Source organism: uncultured Sulfuricurvum sp., assembly GCF_937936435.1.
GTDB lineage: Bacteria > Campylobacterota > Campylobacteria > Campylobacterales > Sulfurimonadaceae > Sulfuricurvum.
The window spans coordinates 14,337-33,777 of the sequence record NZ_CALDDG010000112.1; the positions used below are offsets into that span (position 1 = coordinate 14,337).

Consider the following 19,441-nt stretch of genomic DNA (forward strand, 5'->3'; position numbering starts at 1 on the left):
ATTCGGGGTATTTTCTTGCTACAATAAAGAAACCAATTCTGGAGCACACCGTGAAGTCGTTGAAACTATTATCGATTTTTGCTTTATTGGGCACTCTTCTCTCTGCCAAAACTCTCGTTTTCGGGGTTGTTCCGCAGCAAAGCCCTCTAAAACTCGTTAACGACTGGCAACCGCTCATCAATCGTATCCAAAACGAAACCGGTGAGAAAGTCATCCTCAAAATCGAACGTTCCATTCCGGAGTTTGAGCGTAACCTCTACGGCGGCAAGTATGATATCGCTTATATGAATCCGTATCATTACGTCATAGCCCATCAAAAACAGGGCTATATTGCCAAGGTGCGGGACAGCAAAAAATTGACGGGCATACTGATTGTCCGAAACGACAGCGGATTTACCGACGTTTCAATGCTCAAAGGGAAAAAATTCCTCTTTCCCGCACCGGATGCTTTTGCCGCGACCCTTCTTGCCAAATACGAATTGTTAAAACGTTACGGCATCAATATCGAACAGGAAAAAAAATTTCAGTATGTCAATTCTCACGATTCGGTCTATAAAGGGATAGCACGCGGTATCGGCGATGTCGGAGGGGGGATTGAACGTACTTTCGACAATTTTTCCGATACCGAGGCCAAAAGTGCATTAAAAATCATTTACCGTACCCAAAGTTACCCCAGCCATCCGTTTGCCTTCAAATCTTCCATGCCGGCCAAAGAGCAGGCAAAAATCACGAAAGTGCTCCTCGCGCTGCCGCAGGAGATGCTCGATTCATTGAACATGAAGCAGATAATAGTGACCAATGATGCCGAATACGACGATGTTCGCGATATCGTCTCCGTTTTATCTACCGCATCCGGGAAAGAATAATCGATGCGATTGTCGTTTCGCTACAAGTTCATTCTCTCTTTTATTACGATCGAGGTATTTTTTATCTCTTTGATCGTTTTTTTCAATTTTTCCTCCCTGAATCACCTCTCCCGTTCTCTGATCGACGAAAAAATTCAAACCGCGACGACCCTTTTTACCGAGATGGTCAAAACGCCTCTTATCGTCTATGATTTAGGGACGCTGGATGATCAGTCCGAGATTTTTACAAGCCTTAAAAACATTATTGCGGTCAAAGTATTCGACAAGCAAAACAGGCTTATCTCTTCGTTCACCTCCGATAAAACGCTCAATATGGATTATTTTGATGATAAAACGGGAGATATCGAACGGATGGGGAGAACGTTTCGCCTTCTCACCCTCCCTATCATGATCGACGACGAGCCCATCGGTAAAGCCAAAATTCTCTTTGAGATCACCGAAAGCCTTGAGACAATTCATTATAATAAACAATTAACCTATATTTTGATCCTCATCGAGATCACAATCAGCTCACTGATTGCCTATATCGTAGGGTTCAGACTGACTAAGACATTGAATTCTCTCACCGACGCCGCCGAACAAATCGCCAGAGACGACCATATCGTTATCCCCGATACCCAGAAAAAAGGGGATGAAATCAGCATACTCGCCCATTCACTCCATTTGATGCAAGAACGGATCAACGAACGAAACAAAAACGTCAACGAGCTGATGAAAAATCTCCTCTACGAACGCAATTTCAATAAGACGCTTGTAGACAGCGCCAATTCCATCATCGCCGTCATCGATAAAAACGGCGTTATGCCCCGAATCAACCCCTATGGAGAACACTTCACCGGATATTCGCAGGAGATGATCGCTTCCGAACCTTTTTTCTGGGCCCGATTTTTGCCGGAACATGTCCGCGACAAAGTGTTCGATATCATCGCCAATGCCAAAAAAGGGAATATTGTCAAAAATTTTCAAAACGGCTGGATCTCTTCCGAGGGGATCGAGCGGATGTTCGAGTGGTCCAATGCCCTGGTAAACGATGCGGAAGGCAACATGGAGTATCTCATCACGATCGGGATCGATATTACGGAGCAAAAAGCCCGTCAAATCGAACTGGAAAAAGCCAAAGAAGCCGCCGAGGCCGCAACCAAAGCCAAATCCGACTTTTTGGCAAATGTCAGCCATGAAATACGGACACCGCTTAACGGCATTATCGGTCTCACCGAGCTGGTTCTTAAAACCGATCTTGACACGAAACAGCGGGATTTTCTCGAAAAATCCAACGTCTCTTCGCATGCCCTTCTCTCGGTCATTAACGATATTCTCGATTATTCTAAAATCGAAGCCGGAAAATTCGATTTGGAAAACAAACCGTTCGAGCTTACCACGGTATTGCAAAACATTATGAGCCTGTTTGAGTTTCAGGCGGTTCAAAAAGGGCTCTCTTTACGCCTTACCGATTCCGTCCACTCCAAAGAATTGATCGGAGATCCCCTGCGTTTGACACAGGTACTCACCAATCTTATCGGCAATGCTATCAAATTTACCGAATCGGGAGAAATCGCCATTCATATCTCCGTTGACGATGAAAACGATACCAAATGCGTTTTACGGTTCCAAGTCAAAGATACCGGTATCGGAATGACGCAGCAATCGCAATCAAGATTGTTTCAAGAATTTACCCAAGCGGATACTTCGATCACACGCCAATTCGGCGGTACCGGGCTGGGGCTGGCGATTTCAAAACGGCTTGTGACGATGATGAACGGCGAAATATGGGTGCAAAGCGAATACGGCCAGGGAAGTACCTTTATTTTTACCGCCGAATTCGCTACTGTCGATCACCATACCCTTTCCACATCCAAAGAAGAAAATACACCTCCTCTGCAAAAACCCCTCGACACGATCCAAGGATCGCATATCCTCCTCGCCGAGGACAACGATATCAATCAAATCGTCGCACAGGAGATGCTCGAAACGCTGGGAATGACCGTCGATATTGCCATCAACGGTCAAGAAGCGCTCAATGCCGCACGTACGAAACGCTACGATTTGATCCTGATGGATCTTCAAATGCCTATTATGGACGGTTTCCATGCGGCCAAAGCGATCCGAGCGTTAGAGGGCTATAGCGAGATCCCGATCATTGCCCTAAGCGCTGCCGTTATGGAGAGGGAAAAAGAGCTCAGCGCTGCGGCAGGAATGAACGCTCATTTGGGCAAACCGATCGACTACGATGCGCTAAGCAACGCACTGCTCCGATGGATCAAACCCAAACAGCCTACCGAGGCGGCAGTAGAGCCTTTGGATACGGCACCCGAAAAACTATCATTCCAAGCCCCGTTTTCGATCGAGGGGATCGATATAAAAGAGTTAGAAGAGCGGATCGGTACGGACCCCGCACTCATGAAACGCCTATTGATGCTATTTTGCAAGGAATACGAAACGATTCGTACTAAAATCGATCCTTTACGCTCAGATATGAAACTTTTAAAACAACTGATCCACTCTCTCAAAGGTGCGAGTGGAACGTTGTCGATGAATACAATACAGCAATATGCCCAAGAGATTGAAAAAACCGAGAATAGCGAGACAATCGAATCGTTGCTTCCCGAATTTATCGAATCGATCGAAAATATCACCGCAGCTATACGCCGTTTTTACGACAATCTTCCTACCGCTGAAGTACAAAGGACCTATACGGATGCGGAAGTCAGAGAATTTTTCTCATTGCTCGTTCAAGACTTAAAACGTGCCACTATTATCGAATCGGACAGAATTGCCCTTTTAACACACATACTGAGCGAAAAATACGATGCCGCAACCGCACAAAGCGTATCATCTTATCTGAATGCCTATCAATACGATGAGGCTCTGGAGATATTGGATGGAAAGTTAGGAGTATTAACATGAGAGAGTTGTATCAGCAAAAAATCCTCATCGTCGACGACGAACCGATCAATATATCTGCCATTGCCGAAATCCTAGGACAGAAATATGCCCTTTCCGTAGCTAATAACGGTGAAAAAGCGCTCCGTATCCTCTCTGAGGGACTTCGACCCGATCTCATATTACTCGATATTTTGATGCCGGATATCGACGGTTTTGAGGTAGCGAAACAACTAAAAGCCAATCCCGATACCGCGGCTATCCCCATCATCTTCCTCACGGCCAAAAAAGACAACGAAAGTATCGCAACGGGTTTTAAAGTCGGTGCCGTCGATTATCTCTCCAAGCCGTTTCAAAAAGAGGAACTCCTCCTTAGAATCAAAAATACGCTTCAGATTTTCAATCTTCGAAATGCACTCAACAATGCTCTCACGGAGAGTCAAAAATATATTAAAACCATTGAAAGCCAAATGGCCCTTATCGATAAAAATATCATTTTTTCTTCTACCGATATCGACGGAAAAATCACGGAAGTTTCCAATGCGTTTTACAAGATATCGGGATATCGCAAAGAACAGCTCATCGGAAAAATGCACCGTATCGTCCGCCATCCGGATATGAAAGCCTCTTTTTTCGACAAATTATGGAATACCATCACCCGTAATGAAACCTGGCACGGAGAGATCAAAAACCGTAAGAAAGACGGTACTTTCTATTGGCTGGAGACGATGATCTACCCGAAATACGATGCGGACGGGAATAAAACCGGCTACACTGCCATCAGCCACGATATTACCGATAAAAAAAGGGTCGAAGAGCTCTCGATGACCGATCAGCTGACACAGATACATAACCGTTTGTATCTTACCAACAGCTTTGTCAGAGAGATCAAGCGGGCGAAACGCTACGGCTTTATCTTTGCCGTTATTATGATCGATATCGACCATTTTAAAGAGGTAAACGATACCTATGGACACGACACGGGAGATTTTGTTTTATCGGCAGTGGCAAAAATACTGCAAAGCACTATTCGTGAAACCGATATTCTAGGGCGCTGGGGAGGCGAAGAGTTCTTGATCCTTCTGCCCCATACCGATATTTTTGAAGCGGAAAAACTGGCTGAAAAGCTTCGTCAATCGGTTGAAGGATACTCTTTTGATACGGTCGGACGTAAAACCTGCAGTTTCGGCGTATCCGTTTTCAATTTGGAAGAAGATGATTGCAAAGAAACGCTCAAGCGTGCGGATAAAGCACTTTACAGTGCCAAAAACAGTGGCAGAAACCGCGTGGAACGTTTAGAATAATTTCCTATAACCACCCTTTTTTTCGGAAATAGACTACCGGAATTGCCCCTGAAACAGCCATCAGCATAAGCGAAAACGGGTATCCGAAATGCCACGACAGCTCCGGCATAAAGTGAAAATTCATCCCATAGATGCTCGCCACAAGCGTCGGCGGCATCAATGCGACGCTGGCGACGGTGAAGAGTTTAATGATCTTGTTTTGTTCGATACTGATCTGTGCCAAAAAAAGGTTTTGAATATTATCGAGAGTATTCATATCGATCGTGATAAACTCCACCAATGAATTGACGTCTTTTGTCATAATCGCCAGATCCTCTTTCAGCGTGGCCGAAAACTTGGGCGATCGGGCCAACGCGGTCAATACGCGCCGCTTATCAAAAACAGACTGACGCACTTTTCGGGTAAATTCCTGAAGCGTCGAGATTTTTCGGAGTGTCTGCGGCGCATTGATATCCGATTCGAGTAGCAGTTTTTTCCGTATTTCGTCGCTCTCTTTAGCGGCATATTCGAGTAAATCCGCATCTTTATCGATCCGAAGATCGAAAATCTCCATAAAAATATCGTATCCGCCCAACTCCCCTTTGGGGTGGGTCGTCAAAATTTTACTGATCGTATCGAATGTCTGGAGTTCCGCGTCACGGACGGTAAAGAGCATATTATCCTGTAGTACGAATGTGACGCTTTCATTATAAGGGGCTTTGGTCTGATCGACGAAAAAAAAGGAAACAAAGAAATAGGAATTAATCATGATGCTTCGCTGATCCTCCCAATAGCGCGAGCTAAGTTCAATCTCTTCGCGCTCCTGCTTTGTCGGAAGGGTGATGTCGAAAAGAGCCTCTATCCTCTCTATTTCTTCAGCAGTGGGCTGCAGCATATCGATCCATGCGATATGTTCGGCATGCGTTAACAGATTAATCTCCTCCAATGAAGAGGTTATAAAACTTTGTTCATGACGTATATAAAAAGTTACCATTCACCCAACTCTGTTGTAATTCATCGGCGATCGAGCCGTTCAAACCCCGGAAGAATTTTTCCCTCCAACAGCTCAAGACTGGCTCCCCCTCCGGTCGAAATAAAACTGATATTCTCTTTCTCTCCCGCTTTTTCGACCGCATCCGCCGTATCTCCGCCGCCGACAATGCTGTACGCATACGAATCGCCGATGATACCCGCGATTTTATACGTCCCTTTCGAAAACTGGCTCACTTCGTAAATTCCCATCGGTCCGTTCCAGATGATCGTATTGGAAAGCTCTATCGCCTCTGAAAAAAGCTTCACCGATGCAGGACCGATATCGACCGCCATAAACCCTTCCAAGACATCCTGTGCCGGAACGACTTTGACATCGACGGGATGCTCGATCGAATCGGTGATCACGGCATCCACCGGAAGATAAACATTGACTCCGTGCGCTTTTGCCGTTTCCAAAACTTCTTTGGCTGTTTGCAAAAACTCCGCTTCATAAAGCGATCCTCGCATATCGTAGCCGAGTGCCTGCAAAAACGTATTGCTCATCGCACCGCCGATGATCAGCTTATCGATTTTGGGAATGACGGCGCTTAGCAAGGTAATCTTAGACGATATTTTGGCTCCTCCGACGACCAATGCGATCGGACGGATCGGATGTTCGAGCGCTTTGCTGAATGCTTCGATCTCCCGCATCATCAAAAATCCGGCGACTTTGGTTCCGACGAACTCGGTAATCCCGTAGGTCGAAGCGTGTTTGCGGTGGGATGTTCCAAAAGCATCATTGACATAGACATCGCACAAATCGCCCAGCTGTTTGGAGAGAACGGGATCGTTTTTTTTCTCTCCCTCGTAAAAACGGATGTTTTCGAGCAAAAATACCCGCTCCGTAGAGCATTGATTCATCTCAGATTTCAACACTTCCAAATCATTGACGAATTCGACCCTCTTGCCCAATAAACGTTCCAGACGCTTTTGGACATGTTTCAGGCTAAAACGCTCGTCATATGCCCCTTTCGGCCGTCCCAAATGGCTGACAAGGGTAATAGAGCAGGCATTATGATCGATACAGTAATTGATCGTCGGAAGCGCGGCACGGATGCGGCTGTCGTCGGATATGTTATTATGAGAATCCATCGGAACGTTGAAATCGACCCGAATCAACACTTTTTTCCCGGTTACGTCAACCTCTTTGAGGCTTTTTACACCGCTCATCATCAGAATATTACTGGTCACGCTCTACCCCTTTTCACAATTTTAGATTAATTTAATCTCTTTTTATTACATTAACGTTACACTGTAGCCATTGTATTATACCTGTAATCAAATACACCTATGATATTTTTCTATTCGCGTAAAAGGTGCATTATGAAACGCATTGTCATCATCGGCGGCGGTTTTGCCGGCATTCACGCACTGCGCGAACTCGCTAAAAACCGCGATATCGAAATCCTTATGATCGATAAGCACTCTTACCACTATCTTCAGCCGCAAGTATACGACCTCATTGCCAACGAATCGACACTGGCCGACGTCACGATCGATCTGTTCAATCTCTGTCAGGGATTCGGTCACCCCAATATGCGGTTTCAACCGCTTCGGGTCATAGGGATCGATTTCGAGGCGAAAAAGATTCATACCGAAGAGAAAGAGATCGTCCCGTACGATTATTTGATCCTCGCTACCGGATCACGCACCGCCTTCCCCCTTAATATCGAGGGAATCGCCAAGACCAATGATATTAAGAAACTCCATAAAGCCCTCTTTTTCAAGCAAAGCTACGAAACGGAAATTTTCAATAAAATCGTATTGGAGGGGCGTTCATGCGAACCGACCGACATCGTTATCGTCGGTGCAGGGCTCAGCGGTGTCGAAATCGCGGCGGAAATGGCCCATTACGGCAACCGGTTTTTTCGCAGGGGACTATTTGCCTGCTCGAATATGAAGATTACCCTGATCAGCGGTTCATCTACCATCTTGCCGGGGATGCGGGAAAAAATCATCGCCCTCTCCCAAAAACGCCTCAAAGATCTCGGCGTGGAGATCATCACCCGAACCCATATGCAAAAGGCGGATGAGGAGTTTGTTTATCTCGATAACGGCAATAAAATCCGCTATTCATTCGTTATCTACGCGGGAGGAATTGAAGCTTCCAATATCACTTCGGCACTCGATCTGGAAAAAAACAAAAAAGGGCAAATCATCGTCAATGAGTTTCTTCAAACACAGCGATATCCCGAAGTCTTTGTCACAGGGGATTCTGCGGAAATACGCGATAAAAAAGGTGAACTCTGCATTCCGAACGTCACTACGGCTAAGACCAGCGGTATCGGAGCCGCACGTAACGCTCTACATCTGCTATCATGCCGAAAACCCGAACCTGTTTATCCCGAACTCGACGGTACGCTAATTGCGTTGGGGGGATACTATGCCGTCGGGGATCTGTACGGAAAAATCGCGCTCAAAGGGCTATTGGGATATCTGATCAAGCAGTTTGTCTTTTTTCGCTACCGTTTTCCCCTCTTAAAATATTTGAGAAACGGATATGAGAACTTTCATCGTCGGCGCTAAAACTTCTTAGCAGCCGTACATTTTGGTGTAGTATTCATGCACCATACGCCCTGAATCAAAAGCAGGGATTACGTCGCGCATCGCCGTCTTCATCATCTGCGTCCATTGCTCCGGCTTATCGTAATACATCGGGATGATCTCGTTCTCGAGAATATCCATCATATTTTTATTATCTTCGTAATCCTGGACTTCCGTCGGTTTACTGTGATCGAGGGTATGAATCGTAAACGAGTTGACGCCGTGTTTTGCGAACTCGGGATGCCAACCGTCTTCGGTCGAAAAGTGAATCGATCCGTTCATGCTCGCCGTCATGCCGCTCGTACCGCTCGCTTCTCTGGAAACACGCGGTGTATTGAGCCATACGTCGCTCCCTTTTTTCAAGATCGCAGAGAGATCCAGCTCATATCCGACCAAAACCGCCATGTTTTTAAAACCATGGCTAATATGGATCAGTTCGTTAAACGCATTGACCGCATTGGTATCGAAGGGATAGGGTTTCCCCGCCCAAATCACCTGAATCGGCCGTTCCGTCGACTCAAGGAGCTTTTTGAAACGTTGGAAATCGTATTTGAGCAGACCCGGGCGCTTGTATTCTGCAAAACGGCGCGCCCAAACGATCGTCAAGACATCCGGATCGAGCACTTTTCCGGTCTGATCGGCGACAACGTTGAACAACAGACGTTTGAGGTGTTTCTTACGTCCGACCAAAGCATAGTCTTCATGCTCGTCCAATGCCGAAAGCATCCCTTTATCGGTCCAGTAACGGCGGTTTTGGGCATTGGTGATGTAGATGATCTCCGACCTTCCTTCGCAATCCTGCCACATACGATTCGCCACTTCACCGTGGAATTTGGAGACGGCATTGGTAATTTTCGACGAACGCAAAGCTCCCACCGTAAGATTGAACGTGTCATCGCTCACCATAGTGATAGAGCGAACCGTTTCTAAATCCAATCCGTTGAAGAAACCGAATTTATGGAGCAGATAGATATTATGCTGTTCATTTCCGGCATCTTCAGGCGTATGGGTCGTAAAGACCACTTTTGATTTGACAATTTCCATATCACGGTATTTGGAATAAAGCTCGTACACCAACGGCAGAGCGTGCCCCTCGTTCATGTGATAAATATCGATTTTTTGTTTCAACGCTTCAAGTACTTTTACCCCGCCGATCCCCAAAACGATCTCCTGAGAGATACGGGTCTCCTCATTGGCATCGTACAATTTATGGGTGATGGTTCGCGCTAAAAAGTCGTTTTCCGGGATATCGGTCGTCAATAAAATCAACGGTGCAGAGCTGAACACGTCGGGCGGAAGATAGAGCGCTTTGATATGAACATCCTGCGAATGGATATTCACCGTCGCCTGCACGCCTAGGTCTTCAAGAAAATAGTAGTGTTTACGGATAAACTCGGCTCGGAGGCTCCGATCTTCGCTACGAGTCTGATCGTAATAGCCATAGCTCCATAATATCCCGACGCCGAGAATATTTTGACGAAGGTCGTACGCACTTCGCATGTGCGATCCCGCCAAAAATCCGAGACCTCCTGAATAGATTTTCAACGCCTGATGGATAGCAAACTCCATCGAAAAATAAGCAACGCTTTTAGAATATTTCGGGTCAAACTCATAATCATTCAAAACCATTTGTCTCTCTCTTGTGTTCAGATAAATTACTCTTTCGTTTCAAAAAAACCACCCCAAGCGGCGGCAGGGTGAGGGTAATCGAATATTCCCGCCCGTGCATCGGCTCCCGGTGCGCTTCCAACGGCCCGGTATTGCCGATATTCCACCCCGCATAATGGGATGACTGTGAATTGAATATCTCTTCATACATCCCCTCATAAGGGACACCTAATCGATAAAATTCCCGTGTCGCATCGGCGAAATTGCATAGGACGTAAACCGTTTCCTCAAGGATATCACTTTTACGCATAAAACTGATGCAATTGTGCTGATAATCCCCCTGCTCTATCCACTCGAACCCTTCACGTTCGTTGTCATAGAGATAAAGGGCCCGCTCTTCACGGTACAAGCGATTCAAATCGCTCACCATTTTCTGAAGTTTGGCATGCAAAGGATATTCGAGCAGATGCCAATCGAGACTTTGCTTGAAATTCCATTCGGCGTATTGAGCGATCTCGCCCCCCATAAAGAGAAGTTTTTTCCCCGGATGCGCCGTCATATAAGCGTACAGCGAGCGAAGATTGGCAAACTGATGTTCCTGATCTCCCGGCATTTTGTTAATCAGCGATCCTTTGATATGTACCACTTCATCATGGCTCAGCGGAAGCATAAAGTTCTCGTCAAACGCATACCACATACTGAACGTGAGCTGATGATGGTGGTGCTGACGGTAAATCGGATCGTAGCTCATGTATTTAAGCGAATCGTGCATCCACCCCATATTCCATTTAAATCCGAATCCAAGCCCTCCGCCGCTCGTAGGACGGGTCACCATCGGAAAGGCGGTCGATTCTTCGGCAATCATCATCACATCGCTGAACTCGCCGTAAACATGTTCATTGAGTTTGCGCAGAAAATCGATCGCCTCGAGATTTTCATTTCCGCCGAAAATGTTAGCGATCCATTCCCCCTCTTTACGGGCATAATTCAGATAAAGCATCGACGCGACGGCATCGACACGGATACCGTCGATATGATACTTATCGCACCAAAACATCGCCGAGCTGATCAAAAAAGCCCGTACTTCGTTACGTCCGTAATTGAAAATGATACTTCCCCATTCCGGATGAAATCCCTGTCTGGGGTCGGCATGCTCGTATAGCGCCGTTCCGTCAAAATTGATCAATCCGTGCATATCGACGGCAAAATGCGACGGCACCCAGTCCATAATCACGCCGATTCCGTTTTGATGCAACCGGTCAATCAACGCCATCAGTTCCTGCGGTTCTCCGAAACGGGCCGTCGCGGCGAAATATCCTACGACCTGATAGCCCCACGAACCAAAGTACGGGTATTCGGTCAGAGGCATAAATTCGACGTGGGTATAATTCATCGCTTTGAGATAATCGACCAGTTCATCGGCGAGTTCGGTATAGGTCAGATAGCGGTTCTCTTCTTCGACTTTTCGGCGCCATGAGCCCAAATGCACTTCGTAAACGCTGATCGGAGCATTATGAGAGTTGTATCGGTAACGCTCGCGCATCCACCCCTCATCGTTCCATTCATAATCGAGATTCCAGAGGCGTGAAGCGGAATTGGAGGGTTTTTCGGCATAAAAACCGAACGGATCGCTTTTATCATGAACAATGCCGTGAAAGCGGGAAACGACATGGTATTTATAGGTGAGTCCTAGAGGAACTCCGGCAATAAACCCCTCCCAAATCCCCGAATCGTCCGTACGCAAACGGAGAGGATGCGCATCGACGCTGTAATGGTTAAAATCACCCCGAACGCTGACACTGGCAGCGTTGGGAGCCCATACCGCGAAATAAAAACCTTCATCTTCGCCCCGTTTCATAGGATGGGAACCCAGTTTTTCATATAACTTAATATGAGTTCCTTGTTTGAATAAATAGATATCGGTTTCATCCAAACGGCTCACATCATAATAGATCGGGTACATCGTCTCTCCTAATATCGGCTGCATAAGCGTCCTTCGACGATACGGCGATAAAGACTCTCGTACTTTGCCGCTACTTCCCAGCTAAAGCGCTGACGCATTCCGTTTTGGCGCAACGCTTCGAGCCCTTTTTTATCGTTGTACCATACGTCGACTGCCCAGGCAAGCGTCCCCAGCAAAGCGTCCGATGTGGCATCGTAAAATTTAAATCCGGTTCCGTTTCGGCCATCATTATGATAATTTTCGATCGTATCGTCCAATCCTCCCGTCGCACGTACGACCGGCAGTGTTCCGTAACGGAGACTGTAAATTTGGTTCAGTCCGCAAGGCTCGAACAAGGAAGGCATCAAAAACAGATCGCTTCCCGCTTCGATCTTATGGGCCAGATCGTTGCGATAGCCGATGATGCAACGAAACTTATCCGGATACTTGGCCGCAATATCGCTGAAATAGTGTTCCGCCCATTTTTCGCCTGTCCCCAGCATGACGATTTGAATATCCCAGCTCATGAGTCGCCATATCGCATGAGCGATCATCTCGATCCCTTTTTGCTCGACCAGACGTCCTACAAACCCGATCAACGGAACGTCGTTTCGCTCAGGAAGCCCTACTTCGCGCTGTAAATCATTTTTGCAGAGTTCTTTCCCTTCCAATGAATCGGTATCGTAGCGTTGCGCGATATAGATATCTTCCGCAGGACTCCATTCATCGTAGTCGATCCCGTTTAGGATACCGTGAAGCTTATACCTTTTTTCACCGATCAGACGTTCAAGCCCCCAACCGTATTCCGATGTACAAATCTCGTCAGCGTATTTTTGACTGACGGCATTGATCGCATCGGCATGGACTATTCCCCCCTTGAGGAGATTCACCCCGTCGTACTCTTCCAGCTCATGCGCCGTAAAATGATCCCATCCAACACCGAGAACATCCATAACCCCTTTGTAAAACTTCCCCTGATGCTGGAGATTATGGATTGTCAATAACGATCCCGTATTCTCGAAATCGGGATCGAAGGCGTAGGTCGTGTTCAGCAATACGGGAATAGCGGCCGTATGCCAGTCGTTTGTATGGATCACATCGGGATGAAAACGGAGTTTTTTTGCCAGCTGCATCACCGCTTTGGAGAAAAAGACGAAACGGTTGTCGTTGTCGGTATAGCTCATCCCCTCTTCGTCATAGAACCCTTTTCGCCCGAAATACCCTTCATGCTCGATGAAATAGACGGGGACGTCACTGCCCGGTATGACTCCCTCATACACCGCACACCATATTTCCCCCATGATTCCCATACCGACACCCAGCGCACCGTCGAGACGTTTGAGGCCGTATTTTTCCCTATCGACGACATAATATCTCGGAATGATGACGCGTACATCGTGCCCCAAAGCCCGAAGTGCCTTCGGCAAAGCACCGACGACATCGGCAAGTCCGCCGCTTTTAGCGAACGGAACGGCTTCGGATGCCGCGACGAGAATTTTCAATGGTTCCATGTTTCCTCTTTTTCGAGCAATTTTGCTCCGCTTAACGGGGCATTCTCCAAGCGGCTCCGCTCAATACGAAGCCTCTCCAGCGATGCACCCAATGCATACGAAGCTATCTTTTCCCGTAACCGCTCAAGCAGATAAGGATTGTGCTCTATTATACCACCTCCCAGGACAATAAGCTCAGGATTGGCAAGAGTCACCAGCGTCCCTGCGGCGTGAACAAGTGCCGTCTCGAACTCTTCGGCTACACGCCGTTCGTTTTCGATCTGGGAACGGCTGAGCATGCTCAAATCGATCCGTCTATTTTCATTATAGGGATAAAGTTGTTTGGCTATGCCCGATCCTGAAGCAAACAGTTCAATGCAATTATTCCTGCCGCATCCGCAGGTAAACGGCGTTTGACGATAGGGGATATGCCCGATCTCAAACGCGAGATTTCGGCTTCCCCGTATCACTTTCCCCTTCTCCATCACCGCCGCCCCGATCCCCGTTCCGACATACAGTGCCGCCATATTCTGGACATTCCACTCATTTGCTTCGGCTAAAAGTGCACAATTAAGATCGTTATCGATCTCCAGCCGGACACCGTAGCGCTCTGCAACCGTTTTTTTGATCTGCGGCTCATCGACGGCAATATTGGGAGCAGAAAGAATAACCCCCTCATGCACCTGTCCCGCATACGCAATACCTACAAAACCGATATCGTCATATCGTGCCAGTTTTTCTTCGACATAAGCCATCAAAGGAACTTCTTTGGAACTGCATATTTCACTAAAGCTCTCTGTTTCATCAATAAGTTCGCTTCGCAGATGCGTCCCGCCGATGTCGATGAACAGTTTTCTCATCCGATCAATGTCTCATACAATGCGCTATAAATTTTAGCACTTTCATTCCAGGAGAAATCGCATTGCATATTGTGTTTGGCGATTGCGCTGTAACGCTTTTTATCGCCAAACAGCTCTATCGCACGCCCGAATGCGCTCATAAATGCCCGATCGCTCGAACGGTGATACACAATCCCGTACCCCTGCCCTTCAAGCAATGTTTCCTCTTTCGGCGCAAACACCGTATCGGCCAATCCTCCGACAGCATGTACCAGCGGCAATGCCCCGTATCGCATAGCGATCAGTTGATTGAGCCCACACGGTTCGTATAATGAGGGCATCAAAAGAAAATCGGCGGCGGCATACACACGATGGGCAAATGATTCATCGTATCCGAACGACAAAGCAATATTCGCATGTTGTTTAGCTATCAGGGCAAGCGCATCGTGATATTCTTTTTCTCCGTCTCCCAATATCACGATATTGCATTCATAAAGCGCTATTTTCTCAAGATTTTGGATCAGGATATCCATCCCTTTTTGCCATGTAAACCGTCCGATAAAAACGAACAGAGGTTTTTTAGTTCCTTTTAAAGCGCACTCTTTTAACAATGCCGATTTGTTGACAGCCTTCCCTTTAAGATCGCGATAAGGAATACTCAACGCGCTATCACTCTCCGGCGCAAAATGTTCGTCGTCGATTCCGTTAAGAATACCGTGCAGCTTAGCGCGGTGATGACGGATAAATCCTTCCAAGCCGCATCCGAACGCTTCGCCCATAATCTCTTTGGCATAGGTAGGACTGACGGTCGTCACCGTATCGGCGTAAGCGATCCCCGCTTTCATAAAATTGATAGCGCCGTAAAATTCCAAACCGTCCATCGTAAAAAATTTCGGATCGATCCCCAATTTTTCCAGCATGGAAGGATCAAACGTCCCCTGATACGCAAGATTGTGAATCGTATACAATACTTTTGTCGCGATCTGCGGCTCCTGATCGATCAACAATGCGGCTAACGCGCTCTGCCAGTCGTTGAGATGGGCAATCGCAAACGGCTCTTGTCTCAAAAGCTCGACAATCGCGTATGCAAAGATACCGAAACGGATTGCATTGTCTTCATAGCCTGATTCGGGAGGACCGTAGAGAAACTCCCGCTCGCACAATACAGGTGAATAAACGAACCGATATTCGACCCCTGCCATCGTACATCCGAACAACTCGATCGGATACTCCTCTACACCCATCCGAACCGAAAAACTCCGATTCAGGGGAAGGATTCCGAATGCCGATCGGTCGATGAATCGGTACAAAGGCATTACGACGCACATCTCATGCGCTTGCCCTAACGCCCGCGGCAGACTGTAGGTGACATCGGCCAAACCGCCGCTTTTGGCAAACGGATACACTTCGCTCGCTGCGAAAAGGACTCGTGAGGGATTCATACTTGCTCTCCTTTGAGTAATGATGCGGCCAGTTCGGGAGAAACGGGGTTTATCATCATCCCGCTTCCCGATTCAAATCCGCCGTAACGATAAATACGGGGCATAATCCGTATCGAAAACCGAAATGCTTCATCCAAAGGTGCGGAAAAATCATGTTTCCCTTTAAGCGGCGGAGTCGCGATCCATAGATTAAACTGACTGCATCCCAGTTGATTATCGAGTTTTTTAACCGCGCGCAGCAACAAGGCCGACACGGCTTCAATCGCCGTATCGTTTAGGGTATCGATTTGACCGTGAGGTTGTTTTGAACTGATAATCATCTCAAAAGGATAGGCGCTGGCATACGGACAAAAAAGGGTGAAATCCCCTTCCTGAGAAACGATTCGCTCCATTGTATGCTCTTCTTGATCGATCAACGAACCCATCAGCGATTTCCCCGTCGCTTTATAGTGTTCGAAACATTGGAGATAATAATCGTTTATCTGCTTCGGGACCATCGGCAACGCGATCAACTGCGTATGGGCATGCGTTTGTGTCGAGCCGGCCTGATACCCCTCGTTTTTGAAAAGCGAAATGTATTCGATACGCTCATCGTGCCGCAAGTCGGCAACGCGGACGCGAAGTGTTTTAAGCCAATCGCACGCTTCGTTCACGTTCCATTGGCTGATCGACGTACAATGCCTCACGGTGTCGATAATCACTTCGTGTGCGCCGAATCCTTCCCACCTCTCCAGCATCCCCGAATGGTGTTGGTGCGCCGCTTCGATCTGTACCGCCTTGTAAAGATTCGGAATAACGCGGGTTCTCCATCCGGCTTCGTTCGGAAAACTCCCCTCTTGTCTCAGGGCAAAAATTTCGGGCGGCGTCATCGATTCGTTCCCTTCACAAAACGGACATTTTGGAAGAGTCGTCTCGTCTGCCTGTAGCGGTACAGGGCAATCGGGGCGGTGCATACGTTCCGGTGCAATCAAAACATGCGTATCGTGTAAGCGGTCATAACGGATTTCAGACATCGAATACCTCTAGTTCTCCTCGAATTGAGATCGTTTTACTAAATGCGAATACCGCTGCGAAACTGATCCCCTGTGTGCTCAGATCAAATCCTTTTTCGCTCTGAGAGAGTGTTTTAAGAGAAAAATAATAGATATCGCACGGCTGAGAAAAGCGCAACAAGAGTCGCTTATTCAAATAGCCGTCGATGATCTCAAGCCGATCGGTTTGCACCGACATCCCCTCCTCTTCCGCATCCGCTCCGTTGATACGTAACGCTTTGTAATCGGCAAAATGGAAATTATGTTCCAAAACATAGTTCAATACTCTCTCATCGTCTGTTGAAAACGTAATCTCAAATCCGATCCCTTCCACTGAGGGGATGTAATGCTTCTCTAAACGGGCGAAAGCCTTTTCGGGAAAGTACAAACCGCCATCACGCGAAAACGTCACCTTCTCCTGCGTATAGCCTGCTTCAAACGGCTGATTGGCAAAATCGCCGTACTCGCGGAAATCACACCGTTTAAATCGCTGCAGATCAAAACTCCCGTCACTTATGTGATCGATAAACGAATTTTTCAAATACCAGTCGTAGATTACCGTTTCGCGGATCGAATCGTCGATTTCGACCGCCATATTGTGAATCGTGTCGATCCCGTCCTCTACCGCTCTTGCTTCCTGAGTTTTCCCGCCTTCAAGAATTTGGCGGTGGTACGCCTCTTTACGGCGCGTAAGGGTATTTTGCCAGTTAAAACATTCCTGACGGCTGTCAAACTCCACCATTTGCCCGCCATACGCGGCATCGAAGCGAAAAATAACCTTCGGCACCACGATTTTGACTTTATCGTAACCGTCGAGTTCGTTCTGATCCGATACGACGACCTGCTTACCCCGATAACGGATATCTTCGCACCGGATCAGATAGCGGTAGGCATTGTCACGCAGATTCGGCAAATAAAGCCCGCCGAATACACCATGCCACAACGGATCGTTCGTCTGAAGTTTATATAAGTTAATATCAAATTCACCCTCTCCTACCGTTTCTCGTTGTGCGGAGAGTTCCAGCATCCGTTTGTGCAAGCGGTTGCTCTCGGGGTATTTGACAAAAAAGTTTTTCCATATCCCCCCTTTTAGAAACTTCACCCCCTCCTCTTCGTAACGCTGATGTCCCATCTCCTGTTTAAATTCTTCGAGTTTGAGCGCATCGTCCGCACGCAGGCTCCACTCCCCCATTTCATAATACGACGTATTCGGCAGATAAGCGATCCCCCGTGGCCGACGCGTCCGGAAATACTCGCCGTAATGCATCGGCTCGATGGAAGGATCGGCCAATACCGCTTCGATAAAGCGAACCAACCACCCTTTCTCATAAACCCATTCATACGTCCCCGGCCACATACCGAATTTTTCCGCATCGTCAAATATAATCGCTGCAGAATCGTTTTCGCGACAGTAAGAGGTGATCGCTTCGATCGCTTTGTTGACGTTTAAAAACGGCAAAGCATAACGGAGTTTTTTGCTGATCGGAAAAAGCCCCAGCTTTTCGCCCCCCTCCTCGCTCATGTAATATCCGTCCAACACCGCTTCGTCAAATCCGGCGCATTGGAAGTGATAATCGTCCATTACCGTATATTCGATCCCGCATCGGTACAAATCGCGGATTAGGGAAGACTCCCACACCCGTTCCGTCAGCCAGACCCCTTTAGGCGTTTGTGAAAATCCCGATCGGATCGATTTGTTCAGCCGCTCGATTTGAGCGATCCGGTCACGTGAAGGAATCGTACTGAGGATCGGTTCATAATATCCCGCTCCGAAGAGTTCGATACTGCCTCCCTCGACAAGCGTCTTGATCAAAGCATAGACTTCGGGATGAAACTGGGCAATCTGTTCCATCAGCCAGCCGCTGCAATGAAGCGAGAAACGAAATTGCGGATATTGGCTTGCAACCTCGAAAAAAGGTTTATAACACACTTCTACGGCATGATCGATCACCCATCGAAAATTATCGACGGGCTGATGCATATGAATTCCGAACAACAATGATGTTTTAGCCATTTATTCGCCTTATCCTAAAATTAAACAAACCAGTTATTTTCATAATTGTCATCCATATCGACAAGTAGCGATCCAAATCCCGGAAGCGTCTGAATAATATGATTCTCTTCAACGATATCAAAACGCATATGGGCTTTTCCCAAACCGCCGAAAACGGAACGTTTCAACGCCAATTCGACCCGTTCGTCGATACAGAGCCGAACACTCTCGTCTTCAAACGATCCATTGAGGACAAACGTAAATTGCCGTGCGTTTTCCTCTACTAAAACGTGCAAGACCAGCTTGTGCGTTTTTAACGAGGTCACGTCTCCGTCAAACGCCAAAAAAACCGAGTCGTCATCATGCCCGTAATAAATTTTACGGATCGGGCCCCGCACCCGCTCCATCGTCGAATAAAATTTCCCCTCATCCACGACACCGGCACCAGATCGGAAGAGCGTCGTGTAGGGAAAGAGTGTAGATCTCGGTGG

The 19,441-nt window shown here is 47.3% G+C and carries 13 protein-coding genes; 4 read left to right on the forward strand and 9 right to left on the reverse strand.

Annotated elements, in window-relative coordinates; genetic code table 11:
* Positions 1–50: 50 nt before the first annotated feature.
* From Q0389_RS10575 to Q0389_RS10585, 3 genes are read left to right on the forward strand one after another with little or no spacing between them, the layout of a single operon-like run.
* Complete coding sequence (locus tag Q0389_RS10575) at positions 51–866, forward strand: phosphate/phosphite/phosphonate ABC transporter substrate-binding protein (protein ID WP_298694026.1); 816 nt, start codon at positions 51–53, stop codon at positions 864–866.
* Positions 867–869: 3 nt separating this feature from the next.
* Positions 870–3,770: an ATP-binding protein gene (locus Q0389_RS10580; protein WP_298694028.1), complete on the forward strand. Its 2,901-nt coding sequence runs from the start codon at positions 870–872 to the stop codon at positions 3,768–3,770.
* Positions 3,767–5,050, forward strand: coding sequence for a diguanylate cyclase (locus tag Q0389_RS10585; RefSeq protein WP_298694029.1), 1,284 nt, complete (start codon positions 3,767–3,769; stop codon positions 5,048–5,050). Before Q0389_RS10580 ends, Q0389_RS10585 begins: the two co-directional genes overlap by 4 nt.
* A gap of 4 nt (positions 5,051–5,054) precedes the next feature.
* Here the strand turns inward: Q0389_RS10585 and corA are convergent, their stop codons facing one another.
* On the reverse strand, positions 5,055–6,023 hold the full coding sequence (gene corA / locus Q0389_RS10590) for a magnesium/cobalt transporter CorA (protein WP_298694030.1): 969 nt from the start codon (positions 6,021–6,023) through the stop codon (positions 5,055–5,057).
* A gap of 20 nt (positions 6,024–6,043) precedes the next feature.
* Entirely contained in the window at positions 6,044–7,252 is a 1,209-nt protein-coding gene (locus Q0389_RS10595; RefSeq protein WP_298694032.1) for a phosphoglycerate kinase, read from the reverse strand.
* A 132-nt stretch (positions 7,253–7,384) separates the two neighbouring features.
* Here Q0389_RS10595 and Q0389_RS10600 point away from each other — a divergent pair, with 132 nt between their 5' ends.
* The gene (locus Q0389_RS10600) at positions 7,385–8,587 is read left to right on the forward strand and encodes an NAD(P)/FAD-dependent oxidoreductase (protein WP_298694034.1); all 1,203 of its coding nucleotides are present in this window, start codon (positions 7,385–7,387) and stop codon (positions 8,585–8,587) included.
* A 6-nt stretch (positions 8,588–8,593) separates the two neighbouring features.
* Here Q0389_RS10600 and glgP read toward each other — a convergent pair whose 3' ends face one another.
* Genes glgP through Q0389_RS10635 form a run of 7 tightly spaced genes read right to left on the reverse strand, consistent with a single transcriptional unit; the run spans position 8,594 to position 18,971 of the window.
* Positions 8,594–10,234 carry an alpha-glucan family phosphorylase gene (glgP, locus tag Q0389_RS10605; RefSeq protein ID WP_298694036.1) on the reverse strand — a complete coding sequence of 547 codons (1,641 nt, stop codon included), beginning with the start codon at positions 10,232–10,234 and terminating at the stop codon, positions 8,594–8,596.
* The gene (gene glgB / locus Q0389_RS10610; RefSeq protein WP_298694038.1) at positions 10,221–12,200 is read right to left on the reverse strand and encodes a 1,4-alpha-glucan branching protein GlgB; all 1,980 of its coding nucleotides are present in this window, start codon (positions 12,198–12,200) and stop codon (positions 10,221–10,223) included. The genes glgP and glgB overlap by 14 nt, the downstream gene beginning before the upstream one ends.
* Complete coding sequence (locus tag Q0389_RS10615) at positions 12,185–13,666, reverse strand: glycogen synthase (RefSeq protein ID WP_298694040.1); 1,482 nt, start codon at positions 13,664–13,666, stop codon at positions 12,185–12,187. Before Q0389_RS10615 ends, glgB begins: the two co-directional genes overlap by 16 nt.
* Positions 13,654–14,505, reverse strand: coding sequence for an ROK family protein (locus Q0389_RS10620; protein WP_298694042.1), 852 nt, complete (start codon positions 14,503–14,505; stop codon positions 13,654–13,656). The genes Q0389_RS10615 and Q0389_RS10620 overlap by 13 nt, the downstream gene beginning before the upstream one ends.
* The gene (locus Q0389_RS10625) at positions 14,502–15,926 is read right to left on the reverse strand and encodes a glycogen synthase (protein WP_298694044.1); all 1,425 of its coding nucleotides are present in this window, start codon (positions 15,924–15,926) and stop codon (positions 14,502–14,504) included. The genes Q0389_RS10620 and Q0389_RS10625 overlap by 4 nt, the downstream gene beginning before the upstream one ends.
* Entirely contained in the window at positions 15,923–16,939 is a 1,017-nt protein-coding gene (locus Q0389_RS10630) for a UTP--glucose-1-phosphate uridylyltransferase (protein WP_298694045.1), read from the reverse strand. The genes Q0389_RS10625 and Q0389_RS10630 overlap by 4 nt, the downstream gene beginning before the upstream one ends.
* Complete coding sequence (locus Q0389_RS10635) at positions 16,932–18,971, reverse strand: alpha-amylase/4-alpha-glucanotransferase domain-containing protein (RefSeq protein ID WP_298694047.1); 2,040 nt, start codon at positions 18,969–18,971, stop codon at positions 16,932–16,934. Before Q0389_RS10635 ends, Q0389_RS10630 begins: the two co-directional genes overlap by 8 nt.
* Positions 18,972–19,441 lie beyond the last annotated feature (470 nt).